The 26,139-nt window shown below is 59.6% G+C and carries 8 protein-coding genes; 7 read left to right on the forward strand and 1 reads right to left on the reverse strand.

Translation table 11 applies throughout. The features are described 5' to 3' along the window. Positions 1 to 95 precede the first annotated feature (95 nt). The 6 genes from NA78x_RS17870 to NA78x_RS17895 all read left to right on the forward strand — a co-directional run bounded on the left by NA78x_RS17870 (position 96) and on the right by NA78x_RS17895 (position 21,214). Positions 96 to 677: a sigma-70 family RNA polymerase sigma factor gene (locus tag NA78x_RS17870; RefSeq protein WP_425613733.1), complete on the forward strand. Its 582-nt coding sequence runs from the start codon at positions 96 to 98 to the stop codon at positions 675 to 677. A 20-nt stretch (positions 678 to 697) separates the two neighbouring features. Then, positions 698 to 4,555, forward strand: coding sequence for a serine/threonine-protein kinase PknK (locus NA78x_RS17875; RefSeq protein ID WP_425613734.1), 3,858 nt, complete (start codon positions 698 to 700; stop codon positions 4,553 to 4,555). Positions 4,556 to 5,382: 827 nt separating this feature from the next. Continuing rightward, a complete protein-coding gene (locus tag NA78x_RS17880) occupies positions 5,383 to 5,988 on the forward strand; it encodes an ECF-type sigma factor (protein WP_425613735.1) in 606 nt (201 codons plus the stop codon). After that, positions 5,985 to 9,572: a WD40 repeat domain-containing serine/threonine protein kinase gene (locus NA78x_RS17885; protein WP_425613736.1), complete on the forward strand. Its 3,588-nt coding sequence runs from the start codon at positions 5,985 to 5,987 to the stop codon at positions 9,570 to 9,572. The genes NA78x_RS17880 and NA78x_RS17885 overlap by 4 nt, the downstream gene beginning before the upstream one ends. Positions 9,573 to 9,737: 165 nt before the next feature. Further along, a complete protein-coding gene (locus NA78x_RS17890; RefSeq protein WP_425613737.1) occupies positions 9,738 to 17,693 on the forward strand; it encodes a Calx-beta domain-containing protein in 7,956 nt (2,651 codons plus the stop codon). A gap of 149 nt (positions 17,694 to 17,842) precedes the next feature. Then, positions 17,843 to 21,214, forward strand: coding sequence for a S41 family peptidase (locus NA78x_RS17895; RefSeq protein WP_425613738.1), 3,372 nt, complete (start codon positions 17,843 to 17,845; stop codon positions 21,212 to 21,214). A gap of 11 nt (positions 21,215 to 21,225) precedes the next feature. Here the strand turns inward: NA78x_RS17895 and NA78x_RS17900 are convergent, their stop codons facing one another. Beyond that, on the reverse strand, positions 21,226 to 23,019 hold the full coding sequence (locus NA78x_RS17900; RefSeq protein WP_425613739.1) for a sulfurtransferase: 1,794 nt from the start codon (positions 23,017 to 23,019) through the stop codon (positions 21,226 to 21,228). A gap of 319 nt (positions 23,020 to 23,338) precedes the next feature. Between NA78x_RS17900 and ppdK the strand changes: the two genes are divergently transcribed. Beyond that, positions 23,339 to 26,023 carry a pyruvate, phosphate dikinase gene (gene ppdK / locus NA78x_RS17905; protein ID WP_425613740.1) on the forward strand — a complete coding sequence of 895 codons (2,685 nt, stop codon included), beginning with the start codon at positions 23,339 to 23,341 and terminating at the stop codon, positions 26,021 to 26,023. The last annotated feature ends 116 nt before the right edge of the window (positions 26,024 to 26,139 follow it).

Below are 26,139 nucleotides of genomic sequence, written 5' to 3' on the forward strand. Positions count from 1 at the left end.
TTCGTGGCTACAATGCTTTCATCCCGGCGGCCGAGAAAATCGGCCAAGAATTTTGCGAACTTCTTACCTGCTGCCGTTTGCTCTCGATGCCTGTCATGACATCCGAACCCACTAGCCCGATCGACGACGGCGCTACGCCACTAGCGCGCAGGTTAGAGTTCGAGCAGTTCAGCCAGCAACTCATTGGCATGGCTCGCAAGCACTTAGGCGCGCGGCTAGAACACAAAGTCGATCCCGAAGACGTCGTGCAGTCTGCTTATAAAAGCCTGCTCTTGCGCTATGGTGACGCCGGTCTGGCTGCCGAAGGTTGGCAAGGACTATGGGGCCTGCTGACGACGATCACCATTCGCAAATGTGCCGATCGAGCCCGGTTCCATCAAGCCGAGCGGCGTGATGTTCGGCGCGAGGCTGTTGCGCCAGCACAGGATTCTACGCCTTGGATAGCAGCGGTCAGTCGCGAGCCCACTCCCGATCATGCCGCCATGCTGTCGGAGGTGATGGAAGATTTGTTTGCCCGCTTGGAGGATGATGAGCGGGCGATGATCGAACTCAGCTTGCAGGGTTTCTCAACACAGGAAATCAGCGAGCAAACGGGCCGGGCAGAACGATCGGTACGACGGCTGCGCGAACGGGTACGCAAGTATCTGGAACGCCAGCAGGCGACAATGGATTCGTAACGGGCGGGAACGAGCTGAACGTGAACACCACTGGCCATTCGCAACGAAGCGACGCGCCCGACCCGCTCGGCGACGACACCTGGAGCGGTTGCGAAGGCCTCATTCGCGAATTCGAGCAGGCCTGGCGCAAGGGGGCACCGCCGCAGATCAGCGACTATCTTCTTCCCGAGGATCCGCGCCGCTCGGTCATGCTGCGCGAGCTCATGCATGTCGATCTCGAGTATCGAGTCAAAGCCGGCCAGCGAACTTGCGTCGAGTACTATCTGGACCAGTTTCCAGAATTGGTCCTGGATCTCGACAGTGTTCTCGATCTCATTGCAGCCGAGTATGAGCTTCGCCGCCGCAACGAATCGGATCTGAGCTCGAGCGAATATAATCGTCGCTTCCCTGCGTTCGGCAACCGAATCGCCGAACGTCTGCAAGTCGCCGACCGCACGCTGGGAGGCATGCTGACGGCACCGCGCGATGCCGCTCAACCGATCGAGGTCCCCGGCTATCAGATTGTCGCCAAGCTGGGCCGCGGCGGTATGGGCGTGGTGTATCAAGCACTGGAGCCAAGGCTCGGTCGCCATGTGGCGCTGAAGTTCGTGCCCCCGGAACTTGCCGGCGATGCCCATCGCATGCAGCGGTTCATCCGCGAAGCGCAAACGGCATCTGGGCTCAATCATCCCCATATCTGTACTGTCCATGCTCTCGGCGAACATGAGGGTGTCCCCTTCATTGTGCTGGAGTTCATCGAAGGCCAAACCCTGAAGGCTCACGCGGCCAGTAAGCTCGATATTCCCGTTGTCTGTAGGCTCATTCGACAAGCCGCGAACGCCCTCGCGGCGGCGCATGCAGCGGGCGTGGTGCATCGCGATATTAAGCCCGAGAACTTGATGGTTCGCGCCGACGGCTACGTAAAGGTGCTCGACTTCGGCCTCGCGCGGCGCTTGCCCACGCTGAACCCAAATGCCGGCGCTGCCAGCCACGACACTTGGCCCGGCGCCGTGATGGGAACCGTGTCGTACATGTCTCCCGAGCAGGCACGCGGCGCGCCGCTCGATGGAGCGTCCGATATCTTTTCGCTCGGCATCGTCCTCTACTGGCTCATCGCCGGCGAACATCCATTTCAGCAGGCCACTTCGTTCGAAACACTGCACGCAATAGCCAACGGGCAGCCCGCGCCTGTTTCGCGACTCAACCCGGCCGCCCCGGCTGCGCTCGAAGGTCTGCTCGAAGGCATGCTGCAGAAAGACCATCGCCTGCGTCCCACGGCCACCGAGGTCGAGCGAGCACTAACCAGCATCATTCGCGGCGTGCGAGCCGCCCGCGAGCCTTCCTCTCGCCGAGTCGTCCATCGCGAGCAAGATCTTACAGCGCTCCATCACGCTTTCGCGGCAGCCGAAGCCGGTCGCGGTTCACTCGTGTGTGTGACGGGCGAACCGGGCATCGGCAAAACGACGCTGGTCGAGGATTTTCTCGAAAGCCTCGAGTCGCAGGGGAACGTACAAATTGCCCGTGGTCGCTGCTCCGAGCGACAAGCCGCCGCGTCTGCCTATTTGCCCATCGTCGATGCCCTCGCCGACTTGATTCGAGGCGAAACGGGCGAAGCCGTCTCGCGGTTGCTGCGCGTGGTTGCTCCGACGTGGTCGGCGCAACTGGTGCCAGGAAGCCGCTATGGAACCGTGCCACCCGTTGCTCATACGCAGCAAGCGATGCTTCGCGAAATTGCCTCGCTGCTAACAGCTGTTTCGCGGTTTGGAACCGTGGTGCTGTTTGTCGATGATGTCCACTGGTCCGATGTCTCGACCGTCGACCTGCTGGCTTACGTCGGTCGGCATTGTCGCGAGCGCCCGGTGCTCATCGTCGTCACCTATCGCCCCACCGAGATGCTGCTCGGGCCGCATCCTTTTCATCGCGTCAAGCTGGACCTGCAGGCCCAAGGTGTTTGCCACGAACTGGCCCTCAGTTTTCTCGGTCGGTCGCAGATTGAAAGCTACCTGTCGCTGACCTTTCCGAACCACGCCTTTCCCCGGCACTTTGCCGACCTGCTCCATTCTCGCACCGAGGGGAGCCCGCTCTTCTTGGCCGACTTGCTGCGCTACTTAAAGCAGCAAGCCGTGATCGCGGAAACCGATGGCCAATGGCGACTCGCTCGCGAACTCCCCGACATCTGGCACGATCTGCCGGAGACTGTCCGGAGCATGATTCAACGCAAGCTGGAACGTCTCGACGAGGACGATCGCTGGCTCCTCTCGGTGGCCGCCGCCCAGGGGCATCAGTTTGATTCCACCGTGATTGCCGCCGCGGCCGAACTCGATCCCGCTGAGGTCGAAGAGCGGCTGCAAGTGCTCGATCGGGTGCATGGTCTGGTGCGACTGCTGCACGAAGACGAGTTCGCTGACGGCACGCCAACATTGCGTTACTCCTTCGTTCATGTGCTCTACCAACAGGCTCTCTTCAGCAGTCTGCAGCCGACGCGGCGACGAGTCGTCAACAAGTCGCTGGCCGAAGCCTGGGAAAAGCACCTGAACGACGAGCCCAGTGCCTTCGCAGCCGAGTTAGCCTGCCTGTACGAGACAGGTCGCGAGCCCGCACGGGCAGCGCGCCAGTTTCATCTCGCCGCGCAGCATGCAGCTTGGGTCTTTGCTCATCGCGATGCCGTGGCTCTCGCCCGGCGTGGCCTCAGTCTGCTAACGGAACTGCCTCCCTCGTCCGAACGTGACTCGCTCGAGCTTCCCTTGCAAACGGTTCTGGGCCTGCAGTTACAAGTGACTGAGGGCTACGCCGCTCGTTCAGCCGAGATCGCCTACGAGCGGGCTCGCATGTTGTGCGCCAATTTGCCAGAGAAGCGGTTTCCCGTCCTGTGGGGTCTGTGGCTCGTGCGCAAGGTTCGCTCGGAACTCCATCGCGCCCAGGTCCTCGCGCACGAACTGCTCGAACTGGCCTGTCAGCTGAATGCGCCAGACTTGGGACTGCAAGCGCATCAAGCACTTGGCCTCACGGCGTTGTGCCGAGGTCTGCCGGCGGAATCGCTCAAGCATGTCGAGCAAGTCGCCACGCTTTACGATCCTCAGCGGCACCGTGCCCACGCGTTTCTGTTCGGCCAAGATCCGGGCGTGATCTGCAAGGCTTACGGTGCCGTGGCGCTCTGGCTGCTCGGCTTTCCGGAAGCGGCCCAGCGGCAAAGCGAGCAGGCTATCGCCATGAGCCAGGTCCTTTCGCCCAACAGCCAATCCGTGGCTCTCCACTTCGCGGCCATGGTGTTCCATCTGTGCCGAGACCAGGACCGAGCCCGCAGCTATGCGGAAGCATGTGCCGCCATCGCCAGCGAGCACGGCTTTCCCTTTTGGCTCGCCGGCAGTTCCGTCCTCGGGGGCTGGGCGCTCGCGGCCAGCGGCGATGCCCAGGCCGGTATCGATCGGCTAAAGCAGGGCATTGCCGATTGGCGAGCCACGGGAAGCGCCACTTACCTGACGAACTACTACGGACTGCTGGCCGAAGCATTGCTCGCCCGCGGCGAAGCCGAGGAAGCAATGGGCGAAGTCGAGAAAGGGCTGGCGCTCGTGGAAATCACCGACGAGCGAATGGTCGAAGCCGAACTCCATCGCCTCCGCGGCTTGGCCCGCCAGCAACTCGCCCGCCAGCAACTGGCCGCAGGCGATCCCGCCAAACTCAAGGAAGCCGAAGCCGACTTCCGCCACGCCCGGCAAATTGCCAGCCGCCAAGAAGCCATTTCGCTCGAACTGCGGGCTGCGGTCACCCTTGCCCAACATCAGGACCAATTGGGAATTCGAGCCGACGGCCGCGAACTACTGGCCCGACTCCTGAGCGAAGCAACCGAGGCCGCGACATCGCGCGACGGCAGCGATGCTGCCCTGCTCCTAAGTCGCTGAATCGCTGCCGGCCCGCCGATCACCCCAATGGCAGTTGAATTGCCATTCATGATTCGATTCCCTGAAGAGGCTGAACAGGGGCTGCGGTGATAACTTTTTTGCGACTTTTTCAAAATCTCGGGTGGTTCGCAAGTGCTTGCCATTCATTGTCTTGCGGAAGTTATAACCAGAATTCGCTCGTTTTCCTGATAACCGTTTGATAACCGTTTTCTGCCCCTCCTATGGGTTGTCTGAACAGGCCACATCACGCTCGCTTCAATCTTCGTTGTGGAAGATCCACTTCCCTTGAACTCGCAATCTGAACTCACTCAATGGAAGACTTATGATTACGCACGTGCAAACTAGCTATTAAGCGAGCGCGCGCAATTCGTATCTCAATGGATCGATTACGTTCACCAGATTTCCAAGGAGCATCCGCCAGTATTCATCGTCAGCCAATCTGACCTTCAGGCTCCATTGCCGAACACCGAAATGTCCAACAACCGGCTGAGTTGCCCGCCCAGCCTCGCGCGCACGACGCTACCCAACCGCGCAGCACAGGCCCGCGACTCTACGACCACACGGCGATAGACATTGCAGATATTAACTCATTGTCGTGATCGTTTGTCAACGAGTTCTTTCTGTAATAATGACAAATCATTGGCGGCAATGGCCAACGCGAATAAGCGCCTTCGTCCCATCGGAACGAATTCCAGCGAACGGTTACCGGAAACGATTCCCCCTAATAGCCAATTACCAATGCAAGGCGTAACAATTTGTCCCGGCCCACGCCTGACATAGAATGACGTCGTTTGGCATTTCCCTTTCTCCTGCTCCAGCGAGGACCTATGTCGCCACCGGGCTCTGTCACCCATTGGCTCGTCGCGCTGAAGGATGGGGATTTATCGGCCGCTCAGCCTCTGTGGAAGCGGTACTATCGCCAGCTGATTGCCCTGGCGCGCAACAAACTCCGGTCGTCGCGTCAGAACATCGCCGACGAAGAGGATGTGGTTCAGGTTGCCTTCCAGAGCTTTTTTCGGGCAGTGGGCGAGGGGCGATTCCCAGAACTGAACGACCGCGACGGCCTGTGGCGTCTGCTCGTCGTCATCACGGCCAAAAAAGCCCTAAAACAGCTGGCTTATGAACAAAGATTGAAAAGAGGTGGCACCGCGCCGGCCGCTTTGGGGATAGATACAATAGGCACGGACGATGAGACCGCCTTGGCGCAGTTTATCGATCCCGAGCCCACCCCCGATTTTGCCGTGCAGGTGGTCGACGAGTGCCGCCGACTGCTGACGAATTTGGGGGACGAGTCGTTGCGTCAGGTGGCCGTTTGGAAGATGGAAGGTTACGGCAACGACGAAATCGCGGGCAAGTTGTCCTGCTCTCGGCGCACCGTTGCCCGCAAGCTGGACGCCATTCGAATTATTTGGAGTAAGGAGCAGCCCCCTTGAGCGAGCTGTTGGTCGATTCCCGGCTATCGACGAGCGAAGTCTGGCAGATCGAGCAGATCTGCGATGATTTCGAAGAAGCCTGGAAGTCAGGCCAACACCCCAAGCTCGAATCGTTCCTGCGCCTCGCCGATCAAAAACTGCACGCAGTATTGCTGTCGCAGTTAGTCCCGCTCGAGCTCGAATATCGCTGGCGCGCCGGTGAAGTCCCCCGACCGGCAGAATATGAACTGCGCTTTCCGAGCTTAATCAATGTCGACGAGCAAATTGCCGCGGCTCGACGCGAGGCGTTCGAGCTTAAGAACAGCGATCAGCTGCTACCCGAACGAATCGGCGAGTATCGCTTGCTCCGCCTGATCGGTCGGGGCGGCATGGGCGTCGTTTACGAAGCGTTGCACGAACGGCTGGTTCGCCGCGTCGCCCTCAAGATGCTGGGCCGGATGAGCTTGGCCGACTCGATTGCCCGCGAGCGCTTTCGCCGCGAAGCTGAGGCCACGGCGAAGCTCTCACATCCGAGCATTGTGCAAGTCCTCGAAGTCGGCGAGCACCAGGGTCAGCCCTTCCTCGCCCTGGAATACGTCGCCGGTCCCAGCCTGGCCGAGCAATGGAAGCTATCTCGCTATTCGGCTCAGGAAGCGGCTGAGTTGGTCGAGCAACTCGCACGAGCCATCGACTACGCGCATCAGCAAGGGATCATCCATCGCGATCTGAAGCCGGCCAACGTGTTGCTCTCGCCCGATCGCCCCAAGATCACCGATTTTGGTCTGGCTCAGCCTTTGGAGAGCAGCGACCTGACCGTGACGGGCGAAATCGTGGGAACGCCCGATTACATGTCCCCCGAGCAGGCCCGCGGCAAGTGCAGCCAAAGCATGGTGGGCAAAGCGGCCGACATCTATGCCTTGGGGGCCATTCTTTACACGGCTGTCGCCGGTCGGCCACCGTTTCAAGGCGCGACGGCCCTCGACGCTTTGGAACTCGTCCGTTCGCACGATCCGATTCCTCCCTCGCGCGTGAATCCCGCCGTGCCGCGCGATTTAGAAACCATCTGCTTGAAGTGCCTCGAAAAGGAACCGAGTCGCCGGTATAGCAGTGCTGCGGCGCTGGCCGATGACTTGCATCGGTTCCTGGTCGGGGAACCCGTCATGGCGCGACGGGCTGGTCAAGTCGAACGACTGCGGCGCTGGTGCCGGCGCAATCCCGTCACGGCAGTCGGCGGTGTGCTCGGTCTGGTGGCAATCATGCTGGCCGTGGGCTATTCGTCGAGTCACGCGGTCACGCTGCAACTGCGCCACGAACAAAAGCTCACGAAAACCGCCCTGCAGGATGCCCAGTTTCAAAAGGCCCGCGCCCAGGAAAACGCCAAGCAATTAGCGGCCCAACAACGATTGACGAAGTCCGCCCTGATCGAGGCCGAGCGCTTTCGCCAGCAGGCCGAAGAGCTTTCGACGAGCCTGGCCATGGAACGCGGCTTGACGTTGCTCGACCAAGGAGACGTCGCGCGGGGCATGCTGCTGTTGGGTCACTGTTTGCAAATTGCTCCAGCCTCGGACAAAGACCTGCATCACGTGATTCGCTCGAACCTGGCCGCCGTTCATCGCCGGCTCCCTTTGCAACTGCATGCCGTACTGGAGCATCGCGGCGAAGTTCGCGCGGCGGTCTTCAGTCCCGATGGCAAACTGTTGCTCTCCGGAGGACGCAATAGTCGCCCGCAGTTGTGGGAAGTTGAAACCGGCAAGCCTGTCGGTGAGCCGTTGCCACACGAGGGCGAACTCAAGAGCGTCGCGTTCAGTCACGACGGAACCTTCGTTGTGACTGCGGGGACCGATCAGACGGTTCGCCTGTGGGACGCCAAAACACGTGAGCCCATCGGGAAACCTCTTCAGCATCCGCAGCCCGTGCATGCCATCGCCCTTAGCCCCGACAGTAAAACCTTAGTGACGGGTTGCAACGATGGGACCACGACCATCTGGGAACTCCCCGCAGGCAAGCGGCGACACGAGTGGAAGCAACTCGGCGCGATCCGCACTATTGCCTTCAGCCCCAGTGGTCAGCACTTCGTCACAGGCAACGCGATGCGTCGCGCGCAACTGTGGAGTACCGACACGGGCGCTCCCCTCGGCGAGCCCATGCTGCATCAAGGCGAAGTGTTGGCAGCTGCGTACCGTCCCGATGGTTTGTGGCTAGTTACCGGCAGCGAAGATGGCACCGCTCAATTCTGGGATGCCACCACGGCCAAACCGACCGGATTTCCGTTGGTCCATCGGGGGCCCGTGCGGACCGTTGGCTACAGCGCCGATGGAAAAACGCTGTGGACCGGCGGCGCGTATGGCCAAGTGAAACTCTGGGATGCCGCCATCATGGCACCGCTGGGCACGCCCATTCATCATCAAAGCGTGGTGCATACCGTGGCCCAAACAACCGATCGACGCTTTCTGGCTACAGGGAGTGCCGATGGAATTGTGCGGGTCTGGGTGCAGCCCGATAAGGCTGACCAGAACCTCGTCATTCCGCACAAGCATCTCGTCTTTTGCCTGGCCGTCAGTCCCGATGGAAACACGGTGGTGAGTGGAACTGCCGATCCGACGGCTCAGCTGTGGAACGCGCGCACCGGTGAGCCAATCGGCCAGCCGCTCGCGCATCAGTCCTCGATCATGCGCATTGCCTACAGTCCCGATGGACAGACGATTGTCACGGGCAGCGTCGATCGCACCGCGCGCATCTGGAATGCCGCCGATGGTTCGCCCGTTGGCGCGCCTATGCAGCATCCGCATCACGTGTTCTCGGTTGTGTTCAGCCCCGATGGCAAAAAGGTGCTGACCGGTTGCAAAGATAACACCGCCCGACTTTGGGACGCGAAGACGGGCGAGCCAATCGGCGAACCGTTCACGCATCCCGGCTGGGTGCATGCCGCCGTCTTCAGCCCTGATGGCGAAGTGATTTTCACGGGCTGCGAAGACGGCTCCGCGCGACTGTGGAATGCAGCCACCGGCCAGTTGATTGGTGCGCCCATTCAACATCGCGGACCCGTAAAGGCGGTTGCCTTCAGCCCCGACGGCACCAAGCTATTGACCGGAACCTGGGACGACCGCACCGCTCGGCTCTGGGACGCCAAGACCCACGAACCGATTGGTGCGCCGCTTGCGCATCAGGAGCACGTTCTCGCAACGGCCTTTAGTCCCGATGGCAAGACCATCGCCACGGGCGCTTGGGATGGCACGGCCAGGCTGTGGGATGTAGCCACCGGCCGATCGCTGGGCCCTCCGCTGGTGCAGCAGTACGCGATTCGCGATCTGGCCTTCAGCCCCGATGGAACCAAGCTCTGGACCGCTGCCTTCGATCGCACGGTGCGAGCTTGGGAATTGACGCCGCCGACGAGTGGCAATGTCCAGCAAGTCGTCACGTGGCTTCAAGTCCTCTCGGGTCTCGAACTCGATGCCGACGGAGTCTTTCGTGAATTGAACGCTGCCACCTGGCTCGAACGTCGCCAAATGCTAACGGAATTCGGTGGTCCACCCGAGCGGGTGCATCCACCGGTTCGTCTCGATACGTCGTCGCATGTTCCTACTCGCGCGGAGCCGAGTTCATGACGGTTTCATTACCTGGCACGGAATAGCTGATCGTTCACTCTTGTCGTTTATTCATCGTCCGAACCTCTTTTCTTTGAGGGCGATGCAAGTTTCCGTTACCTCTGCGCACTCGGTGCGCGCTGGCGGAACTGCGCGCCTCTCCCTTCTCCACTGCAGAGAGCAATCATGAAGAAGCAACTGTCCGGTCGTCGCGCCGCATCTCGCAACTTGCAACGTAAGAACCGCCAGCAGTTCTGGCGCGGCGAGACACCCAGCCACTCCCAAACCGCCAAGCTGTCCGTCGAAACGCTGGAATCTCGCCACCTGATGGCAGCGGACTTCTTCGCGTCCCCAGAACCCGCCGGCAGTGTGAATGTGCAACTGGTGCCGCTGGCGAATGTCGCCGCTGGAACCCAAGAGATCGTCACGTTCGGCGTGCCATTCACTCGGGGGTCGATTAGCGCCGCGCAATTGAATCAGGTACGCGTACTGAAAAATGGCGTCGAAATCCCTGCCTTCGTCGAGCAGTTGACTCCCTGGCGCAGCATCGACGATGCAGCCATCGATGGCCAATCCGTTCGCGTGGCGCGAATTCAGATTCCCTATACCTTCTCTGCACTCTCGACGGAAACCATCACGGTCCAATGGGGTGGCCCCGCGCGCTCGTTGAACCGCAGTACCTTGCAAGATCCTCGCCTGGAATGGCACACCGTGACCACCGGCACCTTCGTGGCTGGCGACAACGTCGAAGAGCCGGATGTGTTGCCGGTATTGCCGAAGGAACATCTTTCCAAGGGCTTGCTCGACGCTCGGACCGATCCGACCTCGAATGCCGTGGGACCGACGCGCGACGATCCGACATTGATGGATACCATGAACTTCAGTGGTTACACGGAATTCGACTACGCGCAGAAGAACTTCTTCTACACCACGATCAATCAGAACCCCGGCGTTACCATCAACTACAAGACCGATCCCGAGCCTTGGCTCTACGATCGTTCCTCCGGCATGTACGAGTTGTACCTGCGCAGCGGTTTCTCGACGGCCCTGCGCGAAGCAGTGCGGAGTGCCGATTTCTATGCCGACCGAATCAACTCGTCCGGGTTCTTCACGCTCCGCTCCGGCGATCCGAAGTATGCCTACAACGAGCCACTGGCCTATACCTATTGGCTGATGGGCGACAACCGGATGCTCGCGCCGATTTCGACCGTCGTCAATGCGCATGCGGGAACGGCAACGCGGTGGAATCCGAACTTAAACTTTTGGACCGAGCGGAATGTCGGCTATAAGTTGCTCGCCAATGAGATTGCCTATGAAGTGACGGGTAACACGACGTTCAAAAACAACGTACAGACCATTGTCGGCGATCTGATCTATCACCAAAACGGCGCGAATGGGCAACTGCCGGCCAATCGGATCGACGGCGGGTTGTATCACATTGGCGCACAGCACGATGCCAGCGAGGTGGATGATCCAAATGTGATCATTGCTTCGGCGTGGATGTCGGGTCTTATTGTCGATCCGCTGGTGCGGGCGTTCAGCGTTTGGCAGAACCCGCAGATCAGCGAGTTCGTAGTGCGGATGGGTAACTTTGTCAAAGTTGCTTCCAAGACCGACTCCAACGGACAATTCGGCGGCACGCTTCGCTACCCCGACTACCTAATACGAGCCGATGGGACGAGCGAGAACCGGACTCCTTCCGACGTGCAACACGCCATGGACGTGGGGGCGGTCGCGGCCTGGTCGACTTACTTCGCGGAGCTGCGCGGGACACCCGATGCTTCGCTGCGGCAATTAGCGAATGACCTGTATGCAACTTACGACGTGGGCGTCAACTTTTGGACTCGCCCGGGCGGCACCAATTTCAACGTCTCACCGCCACGACGATATACCTGGGAGTACAAGAACAGCCCGAGCTTCTCGTGGGCTCTTATCGGCAGCGATGTTCCCGGCCAGCCTGGCTCGCTGCAGTTTAACGCGACCAATTTCACGGTGAACGAGACGCAAGCAACGGCCACCATTACCGTCACGCGCAGTGGCGGCAGCACGGGTGCCGTGAGTGTTAACTATGCCACTTCCAACGGCACGGCGACGGCCGGCAACGACTACACAGCCACGAGTGGCATCCTGACGTTTGCCGCAGGCGAGATCTCCAAAACCTTTACGATTCCCATCATTAACGACACGACGGTCGAAGTGGCGGAGACCGTCACCATCACGCTGAGCAATCCAACCGGCGGGGCAGCTCTGGCTAGCCCCTCGACAGCCACGCTGACGATCGAATCCGACGATTCGACCAATCAACCGACAACCGTCACCCTGCAACAGGGAGTGAATGGCTACACCGGCACGACCGACGTCAGCATCTCGAATCAGTATGCGCAGTACACAGGAGGCAACGGCTTTATCTCGCCCGGTGATTCCCAGCTGGGCGTCTTTCAAACTTCTGGTGCCAGCGCCTACACCATCGAATCGCTCATCCGCTTTAGCAACCTGGGCATTCCGACCAATGCGAATGTCTCGGGGGCAACACTAACCCTGAATGTGGACACCTGGAGTGCGAATCCCACCATCCGCGGCTATTACGTGGCGGCCCCCTGGTCGGTGCAGCCCGGCACCAATCTCGGCTGGCTGCATCGTGGTACAGGGCAAGATTGGAACACCCCCGGCGCGCTCGGCCAGGGAACCGACGTGATTGCCGGCAAGAGCTTTGTCCTCTCCGGCATCCAAGCGATCGGTTCGCAGTTCATTACGGTGAATCTCGATCCTTCTGTAGTGCAGAATTGGATCAACAATCCCAGTTCCAATCACGGCATCCTGTTAGTAAATGAAACCACGGGCGCTGTCGTTCGCGTCAATGCTTCGGAGCAAGCAAATGCCTCTCAGCGTCCCAAATTGGGAGTGACTTACACTGTCGGTACGCCCACGCCGCAGCCTGGGTCGCTGCAGCTAGGCGCCGCGAGTTACACCGTGAACGAGAATCAAGGGACGGCGACAATTACCGTCAATCGCGCCGGTGGTAGCGATGGAGCGGTGTCCGTCAACTACGCCACCAGCAACGGCACAGCAACGGCTGGCAGCGATTACACCACGGCAACGGGCATCTTAAACTTTGCCGCGGGTGAAACCAGCAAGACCTTTACGATTCCCATCATCAACGACACGGCTGTCGAAGGAACCGAAACGGTCAACATCACACTGAGTAGCGCAGGTGGCGGAGCAACGCTCGGCAGTCCTGCAACCGCGACACTCACCATCGTCTCTGATGATGTGGCGACACAGCCCGGCATTTTGCAATTCAATAACGCAACCTACGCAGCAAGCGAAACTGGCGGCACGGTCACCATCACCGTGACACGCACAGGCGGCAGCGATGGAGCGGTTTCCGTCAACTATGTCACCAGCAACGGTACTGCGACCGCAGGCAGCGACTATACAGCCACGAACGGTACGTTGAATTTCGCGGCGGGCGAGACGACCAAGACCTTTACCATCCCGATCATCAACGACACGGCGATTGAAAGCCCCGAGACGGTTACGCTCACTCTGAGCAGTCCCACCGGCGGAGCAACCCTCGGCAGCCAGGCAACTGCGACGTTGACGATCACTTCCGATGATGTAGCCACGCAACCAGGTACGCTGCAATTCAGCAGTGCCACCTACTCGGTGAACGAAACCAATGCTTCGGTCGTTATCACCGTTACCCGAACCGGCGGCAGTGATGGAGCGGTTTCCGTCAACTATGCAACCAGCAATGGCACTGCGACCGCAGGCAGCGACTATACAGCCACGAACGGTACGTTGAATTTCGCGGCGGGCGAGACGACCAAGACGTTTATGATTCCGCTCATTAACGACACTGCGATCGAGAGCCCCGAGACAGTCACGCTGACACTGAGCAATCCGACCGGCGGTGCCACGCTTGGTAGTCAAGCCAGCGCCACGCTGACGATCACTTCCGACGACACCAACGGCCAGCCGGTAACTGTCAACCTTCAGCAGGGTGTGAATGGTTACACCGGCACGACCGACGTGAGCATCTCCACGCAGTATGCCCAGTACAACGGCGGTAATGGACTTACCAACTTCACCGACTCGCAGATGGGGCTGTATCAGCTCACTGGATCCGGCAGCTACAGCGTCGAGAACCTGCTGCAGTTCAGCAATCTTGGCATCCCCGCTGGCTCTACGGTAACCGGCGTTTCGCTTACCTTGCGGGTCGATACCTGGGCTTCGAATCCCACGATCCGCGGCTACTATGTGGCCGCTCCTTGGAATGCGACGCCAGGCTCCAACGCCACACAACTGGGTTGGCTGCATCGCGGCACGGGGCAGGACTGGACGACTCCCGGCGCTCGAGGCCAGGGGTCCGATGTGCTAGCTGGCAAGAGTTTTGCACTTTCCGGCATTCAAGCGATTGGCGGCCAGAACATCACCGTCAACCTTGATCCTGCCGTCGTGCAAAGCTGGGTCGACAACCCGAGTACCAACCAAGGCATTCTGCTCGTCAACGAAACCACCGGCTCGGTCGTGCGCATCAACACGTCGGAACACGGCACAGCGGCGTTCCGTCCAAAGCTGAGCGTCACATATTCCCCAGGCACGCCCTCGCCGCAACCGGGCACACTGCAACTCAGTAGCGCGGCCTATTCGGTGAATGAAAATGGCGGCAGCGCCACGATCACCGTCGCGCGGACCGGAGGCAGCGATGGCGCGGTAAGCGTGAACTATGCGACGGGCAACGGCACTGCCTCCAGCGGCAGTGACTACACCGCAACGGCCGGCACGCTCAACTTCGCTGCCGGTGAGCTAAGTAAAACATTCACCATTCCGATTACCAACGACACGCTCGTGGAAGGTAACGAAATGCTCAACGTCACACTCACCAATCCCACTGGCGGCGCAACATTAGGGAACCAAGTCACCGGCGTGCTGACCATTCAGGATGACGATGTGGCCACGCAGCCTGGCGCGCTTCGGTTCAGCAATAGTTCCTTTAGCTTGGCCGAAAACGGCGGTACGGTGACGGTCACCGTCACGCGAACCGGCGGCACGAGCGGTGCCGTCTCGGTGAACTATGCCACCAGCAACGGCACGGCAACGGCTGGCAGCGATTACACTGCCGCCAGCGGCACGCTCAATTTTGCCAATGGCGAAGCAAGCAAGACCTTCACGATTGCAGTGACTGACGACAGCGCCGTCGAAGGGAACGAAACTGTCAACCTTACGCTTACGAACGTCACGGGTGGTGCGACTCTTGGCAGTCCTGCTACGGCAATGTTCACGATTACCGACAACGACACTGCCCCGGGCATCGTCCTGCCCGCCGGCTTCACACAGACAACCGTCGCCAGCGGTATTTCCTCTGGCACGGCGATGGCCATCGCGCCCGACGGTCGCATCTTTGTCCTGGAACAAACCGGTGCGGTTCGTGTCATTAAAAACGGTGCTCTGCTCCCCACGCCAGCCTTCACTGTTCCTACGGTCAGCGAAAGTGAACGAGGCTTGCTTGGCATCACGTTCGATCCTAATTTCGTCACGAATGGCCGAGTGTATGTCTACTACACCGTCGGTGGGCCGTCTCCCGCGCCGGCTCACAATCGCGTCAGCCGGTTCACGCTCAATGGCGACGTCGCCGTGCCCGCCAGCGAAACCGTCATTCTGGAACTGCCGAATACTACCTACCGCATTCATAATGGCGGCGCGCTCGAATTCGGCGGCGACGGCATGCTCTATATCGCCGTCGGCAACGACGTCGAATGGAACAATGCCCAGGATCTGACGAACCCCTTCGGCAAAATCCTGCGCATCAATGCCGACGGGTCGATTCCGACCGATAACCCGTTCTATAGTCAGACGACCGGCGTCAATCGCGCGATCTGGGCCCGTGGTCTGAGAAATCCCTACACCCTTGATGTGCAGCCAGGCACGGGGCTGATGTACATCAACGATGTCGGCGAAGCAGCCTGGGAAGAGATCAACCAGGGCATCGCCGGCGCGAACTATGGCTGGCCGAACAGTGAGGGCTACACGACCAATCCGCTCTACACGAGCCCCGTGTATGCCTACGGCCATGGCAGCGGCACCAGCCAGGGTTATGCCATCGTCGGCGGTGCGTTCTACAACCCGCAGTCGCAATCATTCCCCGCTCAGTATGCCGGTAAGTACTTCTACATGGACTACGTCAACGGTTGGATCAGCTACATCGATCCAGCATCGTCGAATCCCAAAACGCCCACCAGTTTCGCGAGCAACATCCCTAGCAGTTATGCGGGCGGCCCCGTGGACCTCGAAGTCGGCCCCGATGGCGCTCTCTATTATCTCAACCGCCTCGGCGGCGGAGTTTTCAAGATTCAGTACCAGGCTGCTCCACCTCCGCCACCGGTCGGCACGTTCACGAATGTCACCGTCAGCAGCGGTGTAGGAGCGATCATCAATCAGAAGTATCAAGAGACACCCAATTGGTGGCTCTCGGGTCAGCATCTGATTGACCTCGACAACGATAGCGACCTCGACCTCTACCTGAGCAATCACGGTGGCGGTTCGGTTGTTGCCCTGAACAACGGCAACGGCGTGTTCACGCGAACCACAACGGGCAACTTTCCCGATAGCGAGATCCACCAGATCTACGATATCAATGAGGACGGCAAAATCGATGTGAGCATGACCTATCAAGACGGCGGCGGTCGGTGGTGGCTCAATAACTCTACCACAGGCTCGGTGAATTTCGCCGCGACCAACATCACCCGCGAAGGGAACACCGCCCGAGCGCAAGTGATGCTCGATTTCAACGGCGATGGCAAAGTCGATTGGCTGCGGTCGGGACCGCCTGGCTTGGTGGTCGACTTTGGCAACGGCAGCGGCGGTTTCACGCAGGGTAGCTTGACGTTCGCCATTCCGGGCACGTCTTCCAACGAGAATGCCAACTTCTTGCCAGCCGACTTCGATGACGACGGCGATATTGACCTGCTGGTTTTGACTGGTGGTGGTTACGACAACACCAATGGCAAGACGACGTACTGGCGCAACAACGGCAACCAGACCTTTACGGACATCACCGCCAGCAGTGGCATTCCGGCGAACGGCGTACTCGCGAAAGGGATCGGCGATTTCGATCAGGACGGCGATACCGATTTCATTGCCGTTGAGAACAAATCGATGCCGCCGACGATCTACTTAAACAACGGCTCTGGAGTTTTCACCAAGAAAGCAGGGGCAGTGAGTGGAGTTGGTTCGGGTGGGCTGGACTACAGTGCCTGGGGAACAGCCATCTCCACCGATTTCGATAACGACGGCATCGTCGACATTATCATGAATGGCAAGTACTACCTCAAAGTGCTGCGGGGCACGGGTGGTGGCAACTTCACCTCCATGAATTCGGCCTGGGGCATTGAGGATATTGCCGCATCGGCCGTGGATGACGGTCTGAGCTTTGGCGACTTTGACGCGGACGGCGATTTGGACATTGTCGGCTACGACGAGATCTGGCCTTCGCGCACGCTCAAGGTTTATCGCAACGACCTGGCTCCGAAAAACTGGGTGAACGTCCGCCCGGTTGGCCTTGCTGGTAACAAAGGGGCTGCGGGAGCCAAGATCAGCATTTATGCTCCCGGCACGAATCAGCTGCTGTGGTACGAGCAAGTGGCAACGTACGATTTTCAAGTTGCCACCAGCTATTACGGCCACAGTGAAACCGAGCGCCACTTTGGCCTTGGCAATCGCTCCACCGTCGACATCGTCGTCGAGTTCCCCTCGGGGCACACTACGCGCACGAACGGTGTCGCTGCCAATCAAACCCTTCGCGTGCTCGAAAGCGGCGGTGATTTCGGAACGGGCCTGCGTTCTGCGACTAGGGAACTGCCCGGGAGTCTAACCACTCAGCAGCAGGCTCCCAACCATGCCACCGTGGAACGTGCAGCTGCCAGCACTGTACGGGCCAATGATCCGGCGAGCGCAGTCGATCTGGCGCTAATCGAATGGAACAACGACCTGTCTGGCCGCTACCGCGCGGATGCTGAAGAGATCACCAGCTCCGGACGAAAAACTCGCAGAACATTCGTGGCAGATTGGGAAGCTTCTAGTCACTCGGCGGATGAACTGCTGGGCAATGACAGCGAACCCGCTTCGCAACGACCTCGATAGAACGGCGCGGAGTATTCGTGCGGTAGCAGAATGACCACCAAGCGGTCGCCAGCCGACAGGCCGGCGACCGCTTCCGGATTGCTTTCCGCGCTCCGCCGACTACCATCAATCGCATTGCTTCATCCACCCATTCTGCCAGGGTCATGGTCATGCGCAGGCTGCAGGGTTCGCGGTCGCTATTTGCTCTCTTACTATTGGTCACAGCCTTCGTGGCACTGGCACGCGCGGATGAAGACATCCGCCTGGCCACCGATCCCGCATTGTCGCCCGATGGTCAGACGCTGGCCTTCAGTTGGCGCGGCGATCTGTGGAAAGTGCCCGTTACCGGCGGCACAGCTCAGCGGTTGACGACCGACTCGGGCCTTGACCTGGCCCCTGAGTTTTCGCCGAACGGCGAGGAGCTGGCCTTCGTCAGCGGCCGGCAAGGGAGCCAGCATGTGTACCTGATGCCTGCAGGGGGCGGCACCTCGCGCCAAGTGACGCATCACACCGGCGGTCACCTGTTGCAAGGCTGGTTTCCCGATGGCACCGGACTGATCACGACGGCCCAGCGCGACCACTATTGGCGCCGGCCCGAGCGAATTTTTGTCGTCCCGCGCGAGGGGCGGGTCCAAGAGCGTCTGCTGTTCGACGACTATGGTGCCGACCCGCAACTTTCGCCCGACGGCAAGCGGCTCCTCTTCACTCGTGAAGGGGAAGCCTGGTGGCGCAAGGGCTATTACGGTTCTCAAGCTTCGCAGATTTGGCTCTATGACCTCGATGAAAAAAAGTTCACCAAGCTCATTCACAACAGCCGCAGTTCTCGCTGGCCGCTGTGGAAACCCGATGGCTCGGGATTCTACTTCGTGGGAGCTGAGGATGGCACGAATAATCTGTGCGAGTACACCTTCGAATCGAAAGCAACCAAGCAATTGACGAGCTTTGATGACGACGGCGTCGTGTTCCCCGCGCTTTCGCGCAACGGTAAGCAAATCGTCTTTCGCCGGCTGTTTGATTTTTATCGCTACGAGCCGGGTGGTTCCGCGCCAGTGAAAATCGACATTCGCTGCTCTGCTGATCTTTCAACGCCACCCGAGTTGCGCCGCGCGTTCAGTGCCGCTACTGACATTGCCACGACCAAAGACGGGCTCGAAGTGGCGTTCATTGCCGGCGGCGACGTGTGGGTGATGGATACGGAACTGCGCGAACCGCAGCAAGTGACGAACACGCCAGCGGAGGAACGGGATCTGGCCTTTTCGCCGGCCGGTGATGCGCTCTGGTTTGTGAGCGACGCCGATGGTAAGACCGATCTGTGGAAAGCCGAACGCGGCGACAAGGCAAAATTCTGGTGGCAGAACGCCAAGTTCAATCTGCAGCGGATGACCGACGATGCTCAGGTCGAAAGCCAGTTGCTCTGGAGCCCCAATGGCGCGCAACTCGCCTTTCTCCGCGACAATGACCTGTGGACCATCACCCCCACGGGTGAGGCGAAGGAACGCTTCAAACTCCGCGATTCGTACGGCTACGATTGGTCGCCCGACAGCAAGTGGCTTTGTTACGCGACCATCGATGACGACTACAACTCCGACGTGTGGATCGCCCCGCTCGATGCCTCGCAGCCAGCGGTCAATCTTTCTCGCCATCCAGACGTCGATCATTCGCCGGTGTGGTCTCCCGACGGCAAGCTGATTGCGTTCAGTGGTCGGCATCAGGAGGATGAGTTTGATATTCACGTCGCCTACTTGCGGGCAACCGACTTCGAACAAGCAGCCCGCGATCGCAAGCTGGAAGCAGCGGTTGAGAAAATGACAAAGGCGCGCCGCAGCGGCTCGCGCCCGAGCGGTACTCCTTCGCCGACGGTGACGCCGCCTGCGGAGAAGCCTGTGCAACCCGTCGCCATCGACTGGGATGGACTGCACGATCGCATCCGTCGCATTTCGATTCCCGATTCGGCCGAGACGAACTTGCTTTGGTCGCCTGACTCCAAAAAGCTCGCCTTCTCGGGATCTGTGGAAGGGAAACGCGGTCTGTACACCATCGAATTTCCCGAGAACCTCAAACCGACGTCGCTACTCACGGGCACAGGCAGCAACGCGCGTTGGCTGGCCGAAGGAAATCAAATCGTGTGGCTGCAAGCGGGCGTGCCGACGAGCAACGTGCCCGGCGGCAAGACGAGCACCTACAGCTTTACTGCCCAACAACAGACCAGCCGAGCGGAGCGGTATCGCGCTGGCTTTGATCAATGCTGGCGCGTGATGCGCGACCGCTATTACGACGCGCGCTTGGGCAACCGCAACTGGGACGAGATCCGCCGCAAGTATGCCGATGCTGCGGCTGCATCAGTCGACGAACGACAGCTGGCCACCGTTGTCAGCCTGATGCTTGGGGAACTCAACGGTTCGCACATGGGCTTTACTCCCATTTCGGCTGGTCAACCTAACGAGGGCTTCGGTGACGAATGGCAACTGGAAGATCGCCTGCACGATGCGACCTTCGATCCGCTGTCACTCTGGGGCGAACCCGATCCAGAACCACCGACACCAGCCGCACCACGCCCGCCCAGCGAGTGGCGTCCCGTGACCGTGCATCTGGGCTTACGCTTCGAACACGATTACAAAGGCCCCGGCCTGAAGGTGAAGCACGTCATCCCGGGAGGCCCGACCGCCAAAAAGGGCTCGCTGGTGCAAGCCGGCGAAATTGTGCTCGCCATCGATGGCGTAACTGTCGACCCCGCCTACGATCTTACGCAGGTTCTCAACGGCAAAGCAGATCGCGAAGTCATCTTGACCGTGAAAGATGCGAAAGGTGACGAACGGAAAGTCGCCGTCCGCCCTGCTCCTTCGGCCGCGCTCAATCGCATGTATGAAGAGTGGATTAAGCAGAATCGCCAAAAGGTGGAAGAGTTATCACAAGGCAAGCTTGGCTACCTGCATATTCAGGCAATGAGCAACTCGAACTTTACGAAGTTCGACGAAGACCTCTACTTTGCCGGTGCGGGGAAAGAGGGGCTGGTGATCGATGTTCGCGAGAACGGCGGCGGCTCCATCGCCGATCACTTGCTGACTGCTCTTACTCAACCGGTGCACGCGGTAACGCTCGGGCGGCAAGGGGGCGTTGGTTATCCACAAGATCGCAAGGTCTACGCCACTTGGAACAAGCCGATCATCGTGCTGTGCAATCAAAACAGCTTTAGCAATGCCGAGATCTTCGCCCACGCGATCAAGACGCTGGGGCGCGGCAAACTTGTCGGCGTACCAACGGCGGGCGGCGTCATCAGCACCGGCGCGACGCGAATCATGGACATCGGCCTGATCCGCACCCCGGGGCGAGGTTGGTACTTGGCCAACACCGGCGAAGACCTGGAACTGAATGGCGCCGTGCCCGACGTTGTCGTGTGGCCCGAACCGGGTCAGCTGCCGCGCGGCGAAGATATTCAACTTGCCAAAGCCGTCGAACTACTTCAAGCCGATGTGGCTGCTGCCAAAGCCAAGCCGCAACCTGCCTTGAAAAAAGCGAGCGAGCGGCCAGAATTCGCGAAGTAATTCGCTGCCCCTTAGGAGCCCGCTGCCCAGGCTGGTGGAGCGGCGCAAAACTCGGTTCGCTTGCGACTCAGCGGATGGACAAAGGTCAGGCTTGCCGAGTGCAAGCAGAGTGGCGGATCGCCGGTCTCGTGGGTTTGGGTGTCCCCCAGTTGCTTGCCCGGCAAGTAGGTCTGCTCGCCACAGATGGGCCAGCCTAGTTGCCAAAGGTGAACGCGAATTTGATTCGTCCGGCCGGTGACGGGCCGGGCTTCGAGCAGGCTGGTGCCATCGTCGAAACGCTGCAGCACGCGAAACTCTGTCGTCGCGGGAAGGCCAGCGGTTTCGTCCACGGTGCGCGAGCCCAAGTCACCAGCAGAATCACTGATGGGCAAGTCACAACGAAACGCATCTTGCGGCGGATGGCCTTGGACGCGGGCGAGATACGCCTTCTGCACCTCGCCCCGTTCAAACTGAGGCTGCAGCAAACCGGCAAAATGTCGCGTGCGAGCAAACACCACGATGCCGCTGGTATTGGCATCGAGGCGATGAGCCGGTCGCGGCACTTGAGGCGAGTAAACCGTGTGCAGAATCGATTGCAGCGTGTTGCGATTGAAGCGCCCACTGGGATGGACCGGCAACGGCGCGGGCTTGTTCACCACGACAATCGCTTCGTCTTCGTGCACAATCTCAATCGCGACGTTGACTTCCGGCTCGCGCGTCGCGGGAATCAAGTGCAGGTAGCGTTCACCAGCGCGCACAATGTGCTCGGCTGAAACGGGCACTTCGGTGCGAGTGAGAATCCGGTTCGCGGCGCAAATGGCCATCCACTCTTCACGCGGCACGTGTTTCAAAATGGTGCTCAAAAAATCGAGCACACTCAGGCCATCGCAGGTGGCGGGAACGATCAGGGGGCGCTGGTTGTCGTAGGGAGCACTGCCGGGAAGCGGGTTCGTTGCCTGTCGCAATTGCTCGCGCCGTTTGATCAGCGTGCGAGCTTGTTGCTCTTCGTCGGTGGCAAAGCAGTACGGGCAGGAGATCGCCTTTTGAAAGCGAGGATCCTTTAGATCGTCTTCGGTCAGTGGGGTAAGGCAGGCATAACACTGGTCGCTCTGCGTCTCGCTCAAGTTGGGGTCGAGCCCCACGCGTTGATCGAACACAAAGCACTCGCCCGAGTAATGATCGCCGCCGACATCCTCGAAGTACTTGAGAATGCCACCTTCCAGCTGATAGACCTGCTCAAACCCTTCTCGCTGCATGAACGGGCCGGCTTTTTCGCAGCGGATGCCGCCCGTGCAGAACATGACGATGGGTTGCTGCTTCAGTTCGCTCGGCAGGCGATCAACGGCGGCAGGAAACTCTCGAAAGTGATCGATGCCGATGTTTAAAGCCTGCTTGAACGTGCCGAGTTTCACTTCGTACTCGTTGCGGGTGTCGAGGAGCGTGACCGGTCGCCCTTCATCGAGCCATTGCTTCAGCTCGCGCGGCGAGAGCTTGGGCGAAGGCGATCGCGCGGGATCAATACCCGGCACACCAAACGCGATGATCTCCTGCTTGATGCGCACCAGCATCCGCGTGAAGGGCTGGCGATCGCTCTCGCTGACCTTCACTGCCAGGTTTTCCAGCCCAGGAATGCTGCGTAGTACGGTCAGCAGTTGCTCGACGTTCTCGCGCTCGCCAGCCACGAACAGGTTGATCCCCTCGGTGCTCAGCAGGATCGTCCCCTTCAGGTTCCACGCTTTGCATTGCCGCAGCAGCTCTTCACGCAGCGGCTTCAACTCCGCCAACGGAGCAAACTTGTAGGCAGCAATGTTAATAATCGACGACATGACAGGCGACGGGAATGTAGGCGAGAGAGACAACAATCTCTCATGTTACCGCGAAATGGCCGGCGCGTGAGGCTGCCGCTGGACCTCGTTTGGCAACCAAAACTCCCTACTTTGCCCGGGTACCCCTTCATTGACGGTGAATGCCGCCGTTGGTAAATTTTTCGCTTCATTTCCAGGGAGTTTTAGCCGATTTTGAGGCTTTCACTCTGTAAGTGCTGGAAAAAAGGCCAGCGGACTGCCGCCGGGCTTCAGTTGAAGCCAGGAATTTGCGTCGCGGTGGTCGGTTTCGTGGTTATTTCAATTTTGTGAGAAGAATTTCATGGCCAAGACTCGTCCCGCCGGCAAGCCGTCCAACGGCAAGATGACGTATTACTTCAGCAAGACCAAAACCGAAGGCAAAGGCCTGAGCAAGGAACTGCTGGGTGGCAAGGGACTCAATCTGGCTGAAATGACCAGCATCGGCCTGCCGGTGCCTCCCGGTTTCACCATCACCACCGAAGTTTGCGACCTCTATTACAAGTCGGGCAAGAAGATGCCTGCCGGCTTGATGGACGAAGTTCGCAAGAACGTCGCCATGCTCGAGAAGGAACTCGGCAAGAAGTTCGGCGACGACAAGAGCCCGCTCCTCGTTTCGGTTCGCTCTGGCGCCGCGATGTCGATGCCGGGCATGATGAATACCATTCTCAACCTCGGCTTGAACGACGTTTCGACCGCCGGCCTGGCGAATGCCACTGGCAACGAGCGATTTGCTTACGATGCCTACCGTCGACTCATCGACATGTTTGGCGATGTGGTGATGGGCGTCGATCATGAGCATTTCGATCATGCTTTCGGCAAGATCAAGGCCAAGTACAAGGTCAAGGCCGATACCGATGTGCCTGCCGAAGGTCTGATCGAACTCTGTGCTGCCTACAAAGAAATCTTCCGCAAGTACACGGGCAAGGACTTCCCGCAAGATCCTTACACTCAGCTGGAAGCAGCAGTCGAAGCCGTGTTCAAGAGCTGGATGGGTGCCAAGGCAGTCACCTATCGCGAAGTCGAAAACATTCGCGGTCTGCTCGGCACGGCCGTCAACGTCCAATCGATGGTGTACGGCAACATGGGTGACGATAGCGGCACCGGTGTCGCTTTCACCCGCGACCCGAACACCGGCAAGAACGAATTCTTCGGCGAGTTCCTCGTCAACGCCCAGGGCGAAGACGTGGTCGCCGGCATTCGCACGCCGCAGCCTGTGGCCGAAATGCCCAAGTGGAACAAGGCGATCCACAAGCAACTTCTCGAGATCAAGGACATTCTCGAAGAGCACTACACCGACATGCAAGACATCGAGTTCACCATTGAGAAGGGAACTCTGTTCATGCTGCAAACCCGCAACGGCAAGCGGACCGGCACTGCCGCTGTGAAGATGGCCGTGGACATGGTCAAGGAAAAGCTGATCGACGAGAAGAAGGCCATTCGCCGCATTCCCGCCGGTGACTTGTCGCAACTGTTGCTTCCGAGCTTGGATACCAAGGCTCTGGAAGACGCTCGCGAGAAGAAGCTGGTCCTCACCATCGGCCTGCCTGCCTCACCGGGCGCTGCCGTGGGCAAGCTGACCTTCACCGCCGAAGAAGCCGTGGAACGGGCCGCCAGTGGCGAACGCGTGATTCTGTGCCGTAAAGAAACCAGCCCCGAAGACGTTGCCGGTATGCACTCGGCCGCAGGTATTTTGACCAGCACCGGTGGTATGACCAGCCACGCGGCAGTTGTGGCTCGTGGTTGGGGTCGTTGCTGCGTCGTGGGCGCTGGCGAAATGACCATCGACGAGAAGGCCAAGAAGATGACCATTAAGGGTAAGACCTATAGTGGTAACGACATCATCACCATCAATGGCACCACCGGCGAAGTCTTCGCCGGTGCCATGCCCACGATGGAACCCAAGCTGGGTGGCGACTTCGCCACGGTGATGAAGTGGGCCGACAAGTACCGCACGCTCGGCATTCGCACGAATGCAGATTCGCCCGAAGATTCGCAGCGTGCTCGTGACTTCGGTGCCGAAGGTATCGGCCTGTGCCGTACCGAGCACATGTTCTTTGGTGAAGATCGTATCGCCGCGATGCGCGAAATGATCCTCGCCACGGAAGTCGACGCGCGCAAGACGGCCCTCGCCAAGCTGCTCCCCTTCCAACGCGAAGACTTCATCGGCATCTTCACCGCGATGAAGGGCTTGCCGGTCACGGTTCGTCTGCTCGATCCGCCGTTGCACGAATTCCTCCCGCACGACGCCAAGACGCAGGAAGAACTCGGCAAGCAAATGGGGCTCAAGCCCGCCGTGATTAAAGCCCGCGTCGCTCAGTTGCATGAATCGAACCCGATGCTCGGTCACCGTGGTTGCCGCCTGAGCGTGACGTATCCCGAAATCCTCGAGATGCAAGTTCGCGCCATCATCGAAGCGGCCATCATCTGCAAGAGCAAGAAGATCGATGCCAAGCCGGAAATCATGATTCCGCTCGTCGGCACCGCGGTCGAACTGAAGTACCTGAAGGACTTGACGCAAAAGACGATCGACGAAGTCATCGCCGAGAAGAAGTTCAAGGGTTCGCTCGACGTGCTGATTGGCACGATGATCGAAATTCCTCGCGCTGCTCTCACCGCCGACGAGATCGCCGAGCATGCTCAGTTCTTCAGCTTTGGCACGAACGACCTGACGCAGATGACGTTCGGCTTCAGCCGCGACGACATCAATAGCTTCTTGCCAGACTACCTGCGGAAGGATCTGCTCACCGCCGATCCGTTCCAAACGCTCGATCAATCGGGCGTCGGCCAACTGGTCGAGATGGGTGTGCAGAAGGGTCGCAAGACCAACAAGGACCTGAAGGTTGGCATCTGCGGCGAACATGGTGGCGATCCGGCTTCGGTCGACTTCTGCCATCGCGCCGGGCTGAACTACGTCAGCTGCTCGCCGTTCCGCGTGCCAATCGCTCGCCTGGCTGCTGCCCAAGCAGCAATCAAGCACGCCAAGTAACAAGAGCCTGTCTCGCCCCCGCCCCTGCGGCGGGGGTTCATTGGCTTTTGCAATATCTGACTCAGACAAACCTCAGGCTCATTGCGATTAACTCGCCGTGAGCCTTTTTTTTGCGC

The organism is Anatilimnocola aquadivae (assembly GCF_049819085.1).
GTDB lineage: Bacteria > Planctomycetota > Planctomycetia > Pirellulales > Pirellulaceae > Anatilimnocola.

Bases quoted from the DNA above. Each gene is read 5' to 3' on its own strand.
- NA78x_RS17880 (WP_425613735.1), top strand. From the start codon at position 5,383: ATGTCGCCACCGGGCTCTGTCACCCATTGGCTCGTCGCGCTGAAGGAT.
- NA78x_RS17895 (WP_425613738.1), top strand. From the start codon at position 17,843: ATGCGCAGGCTGCAGGGTTCGCGGTCGCTATTTGCTCTCTTACTATTG.
- NA78x_RS17890 (WP_425613737.1), top strand. From the start codon at position 9,738: ATGAAGAAGCAACTGTCCGGTCGTCGCGCCGCATCTCGCAACTTGCAA.
- NA78x_RS17900 (WP_425613739.1), bottom strand. From the start codon at position 23,019: ATGTCGTCGATTATTAACATTGCTGCCTACAAGTTTGCTCCGTTGGCG.
- ppdK (WP_425613740.1), top strand. From the start codon at position 23,339: ATGGCCAAGACTCGTCCCGCCGGCAAGCCGTCCAACGGCAAGATGACG.
- NA78x_RS17870 (WP_425613733.1), top strand. From the start codon at position 96: ATGACATCCGAACCCACTAGCCCGATCGACGACGGCGCTACGCCACTA.